Source organism: Pseudomonas sp. WS 5021 (genome assembly GCF_012985535.1).
GTDB lineage: Bacteria > Pseudomonadota > Gammaproteobacteria > Pseudomonadales > Pseudomonadaceae > Aquipseudomonas.
Map to the genome: position 1 here is coordinate 190,905 of NZ_JAAQWP010000007.1, position 13,575 is coordinate 204,479.

The window sequence follows — 13,575 nt, forward strand, 5'->3', positions numbered from 1 at the left end:
GGCGGTGTACAAGCTCAGCTTCTTTGTGCCCGACAGCCATGTGGAGACGGTGAAAAGCGCCGTCTTCGCGGCCGGTGGCGGGCGCATCGGCAACTACGACAACTGTGCCTGGCAAGTGCTGGGCCGTGGCCAGTTCCGCGCGATGGATGGCAGCCAGCCGTTTATCGGGCAGGTGGGCCAGGTCGAGGTGGTTGCAGAATGGAAGGTTGAGCTGGTGGTGGCCGATGCGTTGATCGTGGCGGTAGTTGCTGCGTTGAAGCTGAGTCATCCCTACGAGACACCGGCTTATGAGGTCTGGCAATTGGCGGATTTCTGATCCGCTGGCCGCTAGAACAAGAAACCCGCTGGGCCAAACTGGCCAGCGGGTTTTTTTTGCCTGTCAGATCGCCGAAATCAAAGCCTCGTGATGTCTGGCGCAGGTTTTAGTCCCACCTCCACCTCCAGGGCGCTGATCAACGTGTTTTCGTAGCTGAAACGCTTGCCCTGCATCGGCGCCCAGCGTTCGACATAGAACAGGCCGTCGTGGTCGACCTTGATCGGCGTCGACACGATTTCGCCGCTGCGCGAGCGGTGCAGCAGGTTGGTCTGCGAAGGCGACGGGCGTTCGATCAAGTACAGGCCTGCGAGATTCAATCGACGACGGTCTACCGGGACAAAGGGCGCTGGCGCACGAATCCCCTCCACACCGGCTTCTAAAACAAGGTCGCCGCGTAACGCCCGCCTGAACGGCTTTATGCCTGAGGTCGAAACCTCCCAGGTCCCCGGGCGAATATTCTGCGCCAACGCCGGGGCGGTATCCCGCACATGCAGGCTGACTGCACCTTGCAGTTCCGCAAGCCCGGCCACGCCCAGGTTGTTATTGGTGTGGGCGCTGCCAATAAAGGCCACCCATTTGTGCGGGCCCTGTGCTGCCTGGTCGGCCTGGATTACTTTTGACGCGAAGTAACTGAACATCTGGTTGCGCCCCAGATCGCCATCCTCCAGGCCCTTGACGTTATAGCTGGCGGTGCAGTCCAGGGCACGGATGCGCAGGCCATGCCTGGCCGCGACCTGGATCACTTCAGTGTAGGAATTTTTGCCCTTGTAGTGCGGCATCTGTCCGCGATCAAGCATGGCCAGGTAGCGCTTGAGGTTGTCCGGCAGGTGTTGGGTGCGCAGGAACAGATCCAGATCTTGCTGATGCATATCGGTCAACAGGTGTTCTACGTACAGCGTCTTGAATGCCTGTTCCTTGAGCTTTTTCATATGTTCACGCAGCCAGCGCTTGCTCGACTGCGCCTGGTGCGCTTCACCGACCACCAGCCCGGAAAACTCGCTGCTCCCAACACGTTCGAGCAGCGCCTGCGGGGTGGCCGGTGTGCCCAGGGTGGAGGGATCGGGCCTGGCTGGCGGTGCATGCTGCTCCAGGTAAGCCGCCGCATCGCGACTCAGGCGCTCTCGGGCGTCCAGAAAGACGCTGAAAGCCCTTTGCTCGGTGGCGATCGGTGAGGCGTAGTTGCTGTCCAGCCCACGGCCGGCGGTGCTTTGCCGGCTGATGCTGTCCCGGAAGGCGTGGGGGATATCGTAGTCGCTGAAGTGCGTCACGTCCGTCGTAGACGCGACGCTGGCAGAAGCGGCTTGCCCGGGTTCCTTGTACGCCGTGTGCAGGGCCAGGCGATAATCGCCCTTGGCCAACGGGTCACCGGCTATGGCGCCGGGCGTGTCGACCCAGAGGCCCACCGGCTGGCCCGCCGCCACATCCTCCACGCGCAGGGCCACTGCTTCTTGCAAGTCGGCCAGGCCCGGCGTGCCCTCGAACGTGCGCAGGCGGCTGTGATCCACCAGGGCCACCCAACGTTCGTCCTGTTCGACGAGGGCATCGGCCCCGATGGCTTTATGGGAGTAGAAATTCCTGATGCTGTTGCTGCGCGGGATGGTCGGCGGGGTGTCGCGCATTTGCAGGAAATCGTCCAGCAAGTAGGAGGTGGAAGCGTCCAGGGCCAGGATCTTCACGCCCTTGTCCTTGGCCTTGCGTACCAGGGCAAGGTAGGAATATTCGGCGTCCGGGGCAAGACCAAAGCCCTTGTCGACCGCTTCGAGATGCTGGCGAATGTTTTCCCAGGTTTTACCCTGATGCAGGCGCTGCAGGCGTGTGCGGAATGCATCGGCGGGCAGGTACTCAATGTACAAGTGTTTGAAGCCGTTGCTGATCAAGGCATCCATCTGCGTGATCAGCAGCTGCTTACTGGCGATGGAGCCCGGTATTGCGCCAATGATCAGGTTTTTGTTGCCGCTGAACGCATCGCTGGCGATCAGTTGCGCGAATGAGGTACTGGCGTCCACGGCCGGGGGAGCGGTGCGCGCCGGTAAAGGCGCGAGCTGGGTGAAAAAGTCCTGGGCGTCAGTGCTCAGGCGTTCGACCTGTTGCAGGTAAACCGTACGCAGCGGGTTAAGGTCGAGGGCGAGCACGCCCCTGGCCACCCCCTCTGAGCCCACTAACTCACTCGTGTTCAGCAGCATCTGTGCGCGCGTATCCGGGTTGATGGCCTTACCCAGATCGCGGGCATAGCTCGGTGGCATCTCATAGGTTTTCAGCGGTTCGGGAGGCTCGGGTAGTTTTTCGTACTTGGGTGCGCCACCAGTGACCCCGGTGCGGCGCCACACACCTTGGCTATCTGGCGCGGCCACCCGAGTGGTGGAGACCAGCCTGCCGGTGACAGGATCCAGTCGATACAGCAGGTAACGGCCGATCGGGTCCGGAACGGTTTTGGCCCATAGCGCCTGGCCTTCGAACAGCACCGCTTGCATATTTTCCAGCGCCAGGGGCTTGGGTTGCAGGGGCTGCACCAGCCTCACCGCTTCGCTCGGTGCAGCGTGGCTCCTGGTGACCTGGCGCAGGCCCGGCCGGGCGAGCTGTTTGACCGAGGCCAGGGCCGGGCGCAGATCGGTGACGGCGGCCCCGGCACTGTTAAGCACGTAGCCGAGCAAGTGTTCCAGTGCCGCCCCGGTATCGCCCTGCTGGTACGCGTGCAGGGCCAGCATGCCGTCCTTGAATGCCAGCAGCATGCCCAGGCTCAGGCTGAGGCTGGGAAACGGCGCGGTGGCAATCGCGGTGACCCATTCCACGCAGTTCCACAAAATGGCGCTGATCATTTGGTTGCGATTGACCGTGGTGCCTTGCACGTCATCGATCTTGCGCTGCAACGGCATGTTGTACAGGGCCTCGCGTAGATCCTGCAGCGGGGGGTGCCCGTGGGTCGAGTCATAGCGTGCCGGGCTGGTGTCGGTCTGGCTCAGGTCTTCGGGTAATTGGGCCTTGGCGTTTTCCAGGAAGGCCCGGACCCGCACCTGGGACTGGGCGCCGACCCGCAGGGTGAAATAGCCCACCATGCCGGGAATCTTTTTCAACCGGTAATTGAACAGCCGCGCTTCGCGAAAGCTGATGCCGTCCGGTGCGTTTGGGGTGTAGAGCAACGTCGGAAAATCGCCATGGCTGAAGAGCAGGTTGCCCATCACCCATTCGCCATCCACCAGCAGGCGATGGATAGCGTAGGTGCCACGGGTCTGGGCGGCGGTGTCGTGCATGCTCGCAATACTGCGTTGCAACCACGTCCAGTCTACCCCGGCGATATACCCCTCCAGCCGGCACTCCAGGGCGGCGTTCTGCAGTTGGTGCTGGGTGATGCTCAAGGTGGCATTGCGCCGCAGTGCATAGTCGGTGCTGCCGGTGTTGAGCAAGCGGGTCTTGACCTGGTTGATGTGGCGCTCGCCGACCCAGGTGCCGGTGACCGAGCGTGCAATTTTTTCTGCGCTTAATTGGCTCAAGTCAACGCCGGGCGGGCCTTTGAAACGAGCCGAACGCGAGAATTTCTCGTCGAGAAAACCTACACCGTCGGCGTAGCCATCGCGGTACAGCTGGGTGTAAGTCAGGGGCGGCGGGGTCAGCGCGCCGAGCAACGACGGCGGTGAAAAGGCCCACACGGTGTCCGGGTCGACATCGTTCTGGGGGCGGTCCAGCAAGTCGTTGAGGCTTTTTCTCGCCTGTTCATGCAGGTAATGGGTAAAGCTGGGAAATCGGGCGTCAGACAACGGATGTTCATTGTAGGTGAGCAGCGCGCCCTCGCTGTCTTCGGCCAGTTTCAACAGCTTCTGGCGGTTGTCGACGCTGGCGGATCGGTACCAACTCGGGGTGCCGAATTCATAGTCGTCGATGCGGGTCGCCAGCACATGGGCCGACATCGCCTTGAGGCACATGGCGTGGCTGCCGATATTGCCAAAGCCGATCTCTTGGTATTCCTGGTCGTGGAACTTGAAGCTCAGACCGCTCAAGACTTGCTTCATGGCCCCGCGAAAACGCAGGGCGACGCGCTTGATCAGATAGTCGGTGAGGGTACCCGGGGGGTGTTTGCTGCCATTGTCCAGGCTCCAGCCGAGGATGTGGTTCTGGCAGGCGAGTTCACTGTCAAACGCCATGAACTGCTGCGCGCGCGGCGCTTCGGGCGTGCACAGCAACAGGCGGATGATTGCGCCGCTCGCATCGCTTTGGCGCAGTACCCACAGGTCCTGCAATTGAGCGGCATGTAGCGACAGAGTGGCGGCGCTCAGGTGCGGGTTGGTGCCCTGGCGCAGGTCCTGCACCAATTGAAAGTCCTCGTCACTGAGGTGGCCTTGCAGCAGGGCGGTGTAGGCCAGTGCGTTGAGCCTTTGGTCGAGCATCCGTTCGATGCTACGGCTGACTTCTGGTTTGGCATGCATTTGCCGTTGCGCGTCGGCAAAGTCGATACGCGGCTGTAAGGTGGCCAGCGTCTGTGCGAGCCAGGTGGGTGTCAGGTCCTGGTAGGCGGTGGGCAGTGTCGCGCCCTGATAGGTGAGCGTGGTTTTGTTCAGGAAGTCCGAGCCCGGCAGGGCATCCCCGTCTTGCAACCCGCGCAGGGCCAGGTCGACCAGGCTGCGATCATGTTCATACTCGCCGATGGGGTAGACATAGCGCCGGGTGTTGATCAACAGGTGCTCTGGCGCCAGGTCCTGAATGTCCAGCTCGTCGCTCAGGCGTTCAAGCAACTGGTAGCGGGCCAGGGACTGCGGGGTGGTGACCGGGCCCAGCAGGTCGAGCAGGTCCTGGCGGGCTTCGTTGTAGTGCCAAAGGTGGGTGGCGAGGGTGGCGCGCCGCGCTTCGCTGGCGCTGCGATACCAGTCCGGCGCGCTGTGGCGCAGGTGGCGCTCCAGCAAGCGGCGCGCGCGCCACGCCAGGCGCGCGCGCAGGTCCGGCAAGGCGCCGGCAATGGCGCGGTCCAGGGCACTGATCAGTTGCGCGGGGCTCTGTGTGGGGTTGTCCACCAGGCTCAAGGCGCGCTCGATGTCCTGGGTGCGCTTGTCGATCAGGGCGTTGTAGGTGTGTTCAAACAGCGGCCTGTCGCTGATCGGTGCCAGTTGCAGCGGCCAGATGGCCTCGGGGCTGACATCGTGATAACGCACGGGCAGCAGTTGCATGAAGTCGCGACGTTGCTCGGCATCGTCCATTCCTTGCAGTAGATGCCGGTTGAGTTGGGCGAGGGAACTGAAGGATGCGATCCCGCGGGAGGGGGTGAACAGCATCACTTCACCCACCGCTGGCCCGGCGTCCAGGTCGGCGACCAGCGGGCTGGATTGCTGAGTCAGGACAAAGGCGCCGGCCAATTCGACGGTGCGCTCCTGGTATTGGAACGACAGGGCGTACAGGCCCGGGCGTTGCGTGCTGCCCAGGGGCACCCGCTCAAGCATGGCCTGTTGTTGCGGATGCAGAAGGCGGTCCTGGGCGCTGAGTTTGGTTTCATGGGCCAGGGCGCTGAACCCGGCTTCGAAGGTCATATAGGACTTGCGTGGTTTGCCGTCGATCTGCTCGTCGCGATCAAGTTGTTGCAGGTACGTATTCAGGGTGGTCTTGAGTGTCGCCACACGGGCGGGCAGGACGTCGGCTTTGATACCGATATAGAGGACCTGGCTCTTGTTCATGTATTGCTGGCGGTAGCGCGTCAGCTGGCCATTGATTTTTTCCAGGTAGGCCAGTTCGGCAACAGGTTTTTGTTCGGGCAGCAGCGGCGCTTCGACCTGGAGCAGGTGATGGCTGATCTGGTTGAGGTGGCCTTTGATGCCTTCAAAGGTCTGGGGTGTTGTGCTCACGGGCACGCTCTCCATGCTTGAGGTAAGAACCCTCAGCATGGGGAGTTGTGCGTTTGGCTGGGCGGTAGATAAGTAGCGGTACGCCGCCCTGGACGCTCTGCGTCCGTTCGGATCAGGCGTTGACCGGGCGGCTAACCAACCGCTCCAAGGCCTCACCCAACCCCGCTGCCTTGTCACCGATCAACAGGTGCCAGACCCCACTTTCAAGCCGGCTCACGCCCTGGCAACCCAGTGCGGTCAACTGAGCTTCGGACAACACCGAATCATCCCCCAGTTCCACCCGCAACCGCGTCATCGCCACCGCTTCCAGCTGGCGTACATTCGCCCGGCCGCCCAAGGCGCCCAGCCATTGTTCGGCCTCCTGCACATTCACCATGGCTGGCTTATCCACAGGCACAACCGCCACGGGCGCCGATGCAACAAACGACGGCATGGCCAGGCGAATCTCATCGGCAATGCTGTCGGCCATCGGCCCCACCACCACCTGTAAGCTGCCGCCATTGCCCGGGCGCACCACGGCCATCGCTCCCAGGGCCTTGAGTTCGGCGTCCATGGCCTTGTTGCGGTCCACCATGTCCAGGCGCAGGCGGGTGGTGCAGGCGCCGACGCTGAGCAGGTTGTCGGCACCGCCCAGGGCGCGGATATAGGCACTGGCCCGCTGATTATCACTCATCGCTTCGGCCTGTGCCACCTGGCTATCTTCACGGCCCGGGGTCTTCAGGTTGAAGCGACGGATGCAGTAGTTGAACACGCTGTAGTAGATCACCGCGTAAGCCAGGCCCACCGGCAACACCAGCCAGCCATTGGTGGACTTGCCCCAGCCCAGGACCATGTCGATGAACCCTCCGGAGAAGGTAAAGCCCAGGTGAATATCCAGCAGGTTGGTGACCGCCATCGACAGGCCGGTGAGCAGCGCGTGCAGCAGGTACAGGAACGGCGCGAGGAACATGAAGGCGAATTCGATCGGCTCGGTGACCCCGGTCAGGAACGACGTCAGGGCCATCGACAGGAAGATCCCGCCCATGATTTTGCGCCGCTGCGGCAGGGCGTTGCGGTACATCGCCAGGCACGCTGCGGGCAGGCCGAACAGCATCACCGGGAACATCCCGGTCATGAACTGGCCGCCTTTGGGGTCGCCGGCAAAATAGCGGGTCAGGTCGCCGGTGACCACCGCGCCGGTGGCCGGGTCGGTGAAGCTGCCGAACACAAACCAGGCCATGTTGTTGAGGATATGGTGTAACCCGGTGACGATCAGCAAGCGGTTGAACACGCCGAACACAAAGGCGCCCAGGCTGCCGCTTTCCATCAGCAGCACGCCGAAGCTATTGATGCCGTGCTGCACCGGCGGCCAGATCAACCCGAAGATCACCCCCAGGCCCACCGCCGAAAACCCGGTGACAATCGGCACAAAGCGTCGCCCGCCAAAGAACGCCAGGTACTCCGGCAGCTTGATGTCCTTGAAGCGGTTATACAGCGCCCCGGCCATCAGCCCGCTGACGATCCCGGCGAGCATGCCCATGTTGATGGTGCTGTCCATCACCTTGAGGGTGGAGACCATCACCAGGTAGCCAATGGCCCCGGCCAGCCCGGCCGTGCCGTTGTTGTCGCGGGCAAAGCCCACGGCGATGCCGATGGCGAAGATCAGCGCGAGGTTGGCGAAGATCGCTTGCCCGGCGTCGTGCATCACCGCGATGTTCAGCAGGTCGGTGTCACCCAGGCGCAGCAGCAGGCCGGCAATCGGCAGGATGGCGATGGGCAGCATCAGCGCACGGCCCAGGCGTTGCAGGCCTTCAATAAACAGTTGGTACATGGCGAGTCTCCTTTTTCTTGTTGTTGTCAGCTCAACGGCCAGTGGTGTTGACAGGCTTGGCGTACGGCCCTGGCGCTGCTCAGGTCGAGCAGGCCCTGGCTCAGCTGCCGGCATTGCGCGGCGTCCAGGTGGCGCACGCGGTCTTTGATTTCGGCAATTTGCGGCGGGCTGACAGACAGCTCGCGCACCCCCAGGCCCACCAGCACCGGGGTGGCCAGCGGGTCAGAGGCGAGGGCGCCGCACACCCCGACCCAGCGCCCGTGTTTCGCCGCGCCAATGCAGGTCTGGGCGATCAGGCGCAGCAGCGCCGGGTGCAGGGCGTCGACCCGCGCGGCCAGGCCGGCGTGGTCGCGGTCCATGGCCAGGGTGTACTGGGACAGGTCATTGGTGCCGATCGACAAAAAGTCCGCATGTTCGGCCAGTTGCTCGGCCATCAACGCGGCGGCCGGCACTTCGATCATCACCCCCAGTTCCGGGCGCTGGGTCAGTTCCAGCTCGGCGCACAGCTGATCGAGGCGCTGGCGGATGTGCAGCAATTCGTCGACTTCACTGACCATCGGCAACAGGATCCGGCAGCGCTGCAGCGGGCAGACCTGCAGCAGGGCGCGCAGTTGCTGGTCGAGCAACTCCGGGCGTACCTGGGCCATGCGAATACCGCGCAGGCCCAGCACCGGGTTGGCCTCAGCGGGCAAGGGCAGGTAGTCGAGCTGCTTGTCGCCGCCCACGTCGATGGTGCGGATGATCACGGATTTGTCGCCCATGGCATCCAGCACCGCCTGATAGGCCTGGCGTTGTTCTTGCTCGTCGGGTGCGGTGCGACGGTCGACAAACAGAAACTCGGTACGCAACAGCCCCACGCCATCGGCGCCGTTTGCCAAGGCAATCTGCGCCTCGCTGCTGGAGGCGACATTGGCGGCCACTTCAATGCCCACGCCATCCAGGGTGCTGGCCGCTGCCTGGGCCTGGGCCTGTTGCTGCTGGCGCCGCTGCTGTTGCGCCTCGCGAATCTGGTGGACCTGGGCGTGGCGGGCATCGTCCGGGGTGAGTTCCAGGCGCCCATTGCCGGCGTCCAGCACGACCCGTTGGCCTTGCGGCACCTCCAGCACTGCACTGCCCAGGGCGACCACGCATGGCATGCCTTTGCCCCGGGCCAGGATCGCCACGTGGGAGGTGGCGCCGCCTTCGGCCATGCATATGCCGGCAGCATTTTGCGCGCTCAGTTGCAGCAGGTCCGAGGGCGTCAATTCATGGGCGACGACAATCGCCCCGGCAGGCATTTGGAACTGCCAGGCCTCACCCAGCAGGGCGCGTAGCACCCGTTGCTGCAAGTCCCGCAGGTCATTGGCGCGTTCGGCAAACAACGGCTTGCCCAAGCCCAGCAACACCGCGCATTGGGCCTGGATCGCATCGCGCCAGGCATGGGTGGCGGCGCTGCCGTGCTCGATGGCGGCGGTGGCGGCCTCCAACAGGGTCGGGTCTTCCAGCAGGGCCAGGTGGGCGGCGAAGATCTCTTCTTCCTCGACGGCCTTGCGCTGGCGGGCGTGCTCCAGGGTGTTGCGGATTTCCCCGCGTACCTGCTCCAGGGCGCTGTCCAGGTGCTGCAATTGTTCTTCGCGCATGTGGTTGCCCGGGTCTTGCGGCAACTCGATGGTGTGCAGCCGCAACAGCGGCCCGCAGACCAGGCCGGGTGCGGCACACACACCCTGCAATACGCCCGCTTCGGTGTTGAGCGGGCGCGCAGTCACGAGCACTGGGGCCTGCTCGTGTTCGTGGGTGGTGACCGATAGGGCTGCGACCAATGCCTGTAACGCCGCGTCGCAATCCTTGCCCAGGCAGGTGACCTGTACCTCGTCCTGCTCACCAATACCCAGCCCCATCAGGCCGATCAGGCTGTCGCACGAAGCTGACTTGCCGGCGAAATGCAACTGCACCTGGCTACTGAAACCCTGCGCGGCCTTGCGCACTAATGCCGCCGGCCGTGCATGCAAACCGCCCCGGTGGGTAATGCGCACGCTAGCGCTGGCATGTGCCTGGGAGTTGTCGGACACAGACTGCACGGCGGCAGGCTGACGCGCAACGATGCGCAGCAGGGCTTCGCCGACCTTGACCGTATTGACGGCCACCGGGCGCAACTCGAACTGCCCGCCGTTGGTGAGGATGATCAGGCTGACCAGGCTTTTGCACTGGCGGGCGATGCGGTCCAGGTCAAAGCGCACCAGGGGCTGCCCGTTGCTGACCCGCGCGCCTTGCTTGACCAGCAGGGCAAAGCCTTCGCCATTCAATTGGACGGTATCGATGCCTACATGCAGCAGCACCTCGGCGCCATTGTCGGCGCGGATCGTCAGGGCGTGGCCGGTACGGGCAACGTGGATCACCACGCCCGCGCACGGCGCATGCAGGCAGTCGTTGAGGGGGTCGATGGCAATCCCGTCGCCCATGGCGCCACTGGCGAACACGTCGTCAGGCACGTTGCCCAGGGTCAGCACCGGCCCGCTGAGGGGGGCGCTGAGGGTGAGGTCATTATTATTGTCGGGCATGGGCACGGTACTCATCAGGAAACGACAGAAACCAACTCAGTGGGTGCGGGTGACTTTGCTCAGGTGGCGGGGTTGATCCGGGTCCATGCCCCGGGCCTGGGCCAGGCCTGCAGCCATCACATAGAAACTCTGGATTGCCAGGATCGGGTCCAGTGCCGGGTGCTCGGCGCGGCTGAGGGTCAGGTCGCGTTCGGCAATATCGTCAGGCGCGGCCAGCAGCACTCGGGCCCCGCGTTGGCGCATTTCCGTGGCCAGGGTCAGCAGGCCCGGTTGTTCGGCGCCGCGCGGGGCAAACACCAGCAGCGGGTAGTTGTCGTCGATCAACGCCATCGGCCCGTGGCGCACTTCGGCGCTGCTGAAAGCTTCGGCCTGGATCGCCGAGGTTTCCTTGAGCTTGAGCGCGGCTTCCTGGGCGATGGCAAACCCGGCACCACGGCCGATGACCATCAGGCGCTGGCAATCGCGCAGGGCGTCGATGGCCAGGCTCCAGTCCTGGGTCGCCGCTTCGCGCAGGCCGGCGGGCAAGGCATGGCAGGCTTCGAGCAGGCCGTCTTCCTGGTTCCAGTGGCCGACCAACTGGGCGCTGGCGCTCAGGGTGGCGATAAAGCTCTTGGTCGCCGCCACGCTGCGTTCGGGGCCGGCGCACAGCGGCACATGGAATTCGCAGGCGGCTTCCAGGGGCGAATCTTCGGCATTGACCATCGACACACTCAAGGCCCCGCGCTTGCGCAGCAGGCGTAGGCTGTTGACCAGGTCCGGGCTCTGCCCCGACTGAGAGAAACCGAAGGCCGCCTGGCCGCTGACTTTCAGCGGCGCCTGCGCCAGGGTCACCACCGACATCGGCAGCGACGCCACGGGCACGCCCACGTGCTGCATGGTCAGGTAGGCGAAGTAGCTGGCGGCGTGGTCCGAACTGCCACGGGCGACGGTCATCGCCACTTGCGGCGGCTGGCGGCGCAGGCGGCCGGCGACCTCGGCCAGCAGCGGGTCGAGGCATTGCAGCTGGGCCGCGACGGCCTCACAGGAGGACAGGGCCTCTTCAAGCATTTTTGAAGTCAATGGTTTCTCCTTCGACCATTACGTCGGTGAGGTGCAGGGAGCGGTCCAGGCGCACGCAGTCGGCAAAGCTGCCCGGTTGCAGGCGGCCGCGTTGTTCCAGGCCCAGGTAATCCGCAGGAAATTGCGACAGACGCTGTGAGGCTTCGCTGATGGGCAGGCCGATCTTCACCAGGTTGCGCAGCGCCTGATCCATGGTCAGGGTGCTGCCGGCCAGGGTGCCGTCGGCCAGGCGTACGCCGCCCAGGCATTTGGTCACGGTGTGGCTGCCCAGCTTGTATTCGCCGTCGGGCATGCCCGCCGCAGCGGTGGAGTCGGTGACGCAGTACAGGCAGGGAATCGAACGCAGGGCCACGCGCATGGCCCCGGGGTGTACGTGCAACAGGTCCGGGATCAGCTCGGCGTATTGCGCGTGGGCCAGGGCGGCGCCGACGATGCCCGGCTCGCGGTGATGCAGCGGGCTCATGGCGTTGTACAGGTGGGTGAAGCTGGTGGCGCCGGCCGCCAGCGCAGCGACGCCTTCTTCATAGCTGCCCAGGGTATGGCCGATCTGCATGCGCACGCCGCGCTGGCTGAGGGCACGGATCAAAGCGTCATGCCCGGCGATTTCCGGGGCAATGGTAATCACCCGGATCGGTGCCAGGCGCAGGTACTCCTCGACCTCGGCCATCAATGCGGTGTGGGCAAAGTTGGGCTGTGCGCCGAGCTTTCCTGGGTTGATGTAGGGGCCTTCCAGATGCACGCCCAGCACCCGGGCGCTGCCGGCCGGGCGTCGTTCGCAGAACTGGCCGAGTTCGCCGAGCACCCGGGAGATTTCCTCGACCGGCGCAGTCATGGTGGTGGCCAGCAGCGAGGTGGTGCCGAAGCGCACATGGGTGCGGGTGATGGTCTCGAAGGCGCTGCTGCCTTCCATGATGTCCTTGCCGCCGCCGCCGTGCACATGCAGGTCGATAAAACCCGGCAGCAGGTAGGGCAGGTCATTGTCGGCCGGGTCGCAAGGCACGCCTTCGACGGCGCCGACCTTGCCTTCGTGGTGCACCAGGCGGCCGCGAATCCAGCCGTGGGGCGTGAGGATATTGTCTTCGGACATGGCAGTTCTCTAGGGCCGCAGTTCAGCGGAAAAATCGTACCTACGCAGCTCTGCGACAAAGTCGTAGTAGTCGTTGCGGCAGTAGGTGTCGGTGATCTCGATTGGCGTGTTGTCGGCGGTGTAGCCGACCCTAGTCATCAGCAGCATGGCGGTGCCGGGGGCGATGCCCACCAGGGCGGCGAACTCGTCCGAGGCGTTGATGGCCTGGATATGCTGCAGGGCTCGCACCACCGGTTTGCCGATGCCTTCCAAGTATTCGTAGAGCGAACTGCCGATGGCCTGGGGGTTGGGAATGATCGAGGCGGGCAGGGCGCTCATTTCGATGGCCATCACGGTGTCATCCGCCTTGCGCAGGCGTTTGAGCCGCGCCACTTTGTCGGTGGGCGACAGGCACAGGCGGATCAGCTCTTCATGGGTCGGCGGGGTGATTTCGCGCACCAGCCATTGCGAACTGGGGGCAAACCCCTTGAGCCGCAACATCTCGCTGAACCCCGAGAGGCGCGACAGCGGCTGTTCCAGGCGTGGCGTGATAAACGTGCCAGAGCCCTGGCTGCGGCGGATCAGGCCTTGGGCGAACAACACTTCCAGGGCTTTGCGGGCGGTTACCCGGGAGATGCTCAACTGCTCGCTGAGTACGCGCTCGGAGGGCAAGGCCTGCTCGGATTTCCACTGGCCGGCATGGATAGCCGCTTCGAGATTGCGGGCCAGTTGCAGGTACAGCGGCGTGGATTGCCGATCGTCAGGACGCAGGGTCTGGATGGGATTCATCTGTAGGGTTTCCGATGCGTTATTGGAGTGTTGTCGCCCGGTAATGGCCGGAAATTAATACCACTTAAATACCATGTCAATGCCGCCAAAAGCGGGCACATGCCTGTTTACAGGCACCCTAAAGGTGCCTGGTATCAAGTGGTATTAGAGAGGTCTTTATCGCGCGCAGAAAGACG

7 protein-coding genes are annotated in these 13,575 nt (G+C 63.9%); 1 reads left to right on the forward strand and 6 read right to left on the reverse strand.

Translation table 11 applies throughout. The features are described 5' to 3' along the window. The first annotated feature begins 4 nt into the window (after positions 1 to 4). Positions 5 to 316: a YqfO family protein gene (locus HBO19_RS21870; RefSeq protein ID WP_169956665.1), complete on the forward strand. Its 312-nt coding sequence runs from the start codon at positions 5 to 7 to the stop codon at positions 314 to 316. A gap of 77 nt (positions 317 to 393) precedes the next feature. Here HBO19_RS21870 and HBO19_RS21875 read toward each other — a convergent pair whose 3' ends face one another. From HBO19_RS21875 to HBO19_RS21900, 6 genes are all read right to left on the reverse strand, one after another. Then, positions 394 to 6,138: a membrane-targeted effector domain-containing toxin gene (locus HBO19_RS21875; protein WP_170058302.1), complete on the reverse strand. Its 5,745-nt coding sequence runs from the start codon at positions 6,136 to 6,138 to the stop codon at positions 394 to 396. A 112-nt stretch (positions 6,139 to 6,250) separates the two neighbouring features. After that, the gene (nagE, locus tag HBO19_RS21880; RefSeq protein WP_170058303.1) at positions 6,251 to 7,948 is read right to left on the reverse strand and encodes an N-acetylglucosamine-specific PTS transporter subunit IIBC; all 1,698 of its coding nucleotides are present in this window, start codon (positions 7,946 to 7,948) and stop codon (positions 6,251 to 6,253) included. Positions 7,949 to 7,974: 26 nt separating this feature from the next. Continuing rightward, entirely contained in the window at positions 7,975 to 10,485 is a 2,511-nt protein-coding gene (gene ptsP / locus HBO19_RS21885; protein WP_170058304.1) for a phosphoenolpyruvate--protein phosphotransferase, read from the reverse strand. A gap of 36 nt (positions 10,486 to 10,521) precedes the next feature. Further along, positions 10,522 to 11,544, reverse strand: coding sequence for an SIS domain-containing protein (locus HBO19_RS21890; protein WP_169956649.1), 1,023 nt, complete (start codon positions 11,542 to 11,544; stop codon positions 10,522 to 10,524). Next, positions 11,525 to 12,631: an N-acetylglucosamine-6-phosphate deacetylase gene (gene nagA, locus HBO19_RS21895; protein WP_169956647.1), complete on the reverse strand. Its 1,107-nt coding sequence runs from the start codon at positions 12,629 to 12,631 to the stop codon at positions 11,525 to 11,527. The genes HBO19_RS21890 and nagA overlap by 20 nt, the downstream gene beginning before the upstream one ends. Positions 12,632 to 12,640: 9 nt before the next feature. Continuing rightward, positions 12,641 to 13,399, reverse strand: a complete 759-nt coding sequence (locus HBO19_RS21900) for a GntR family transcriptional regulator (RefSeq protein WP_169956645.1) — start codon at positions 13,397 to 13,399, stop codon at positions 12,641 to 12,643. Between the last annotated feature and the right edge of the window lie 176 nt (positions 13,400 to 13,575).

Excerpts from the sequence above, each read along its gene's own strand:
- ptsP (WP_170058304.1), bottom strand. The coding sequence starts at position 10,485 with ATGCCCGACAATAATAATGACCTCACCCTCAGCGCCCCCCTCAGCGGG.
- HBO19_RS21900 (WP_169956645.1), bottom strand. The coding sequence starts at position 13,399 with ATGAATCCCATCCAGACCCTGCGTCCTGACGATCGGCAATCCACGCCG.
- nagE (WP_170058303.1), bottom strand. The coding sequence starts at position 7,948 with ATGTACCAACTGTTTATTGAAGGCCTGCAACGCCTGGGCCGTGCGCTG.
- nagA (WP_169956647.1), bottom strand. The coding sequence starts at position 12,631 with ATGTCCGAAGACAATATCCTCACGCCCCACGGCTGGATTCGCGGCCGC.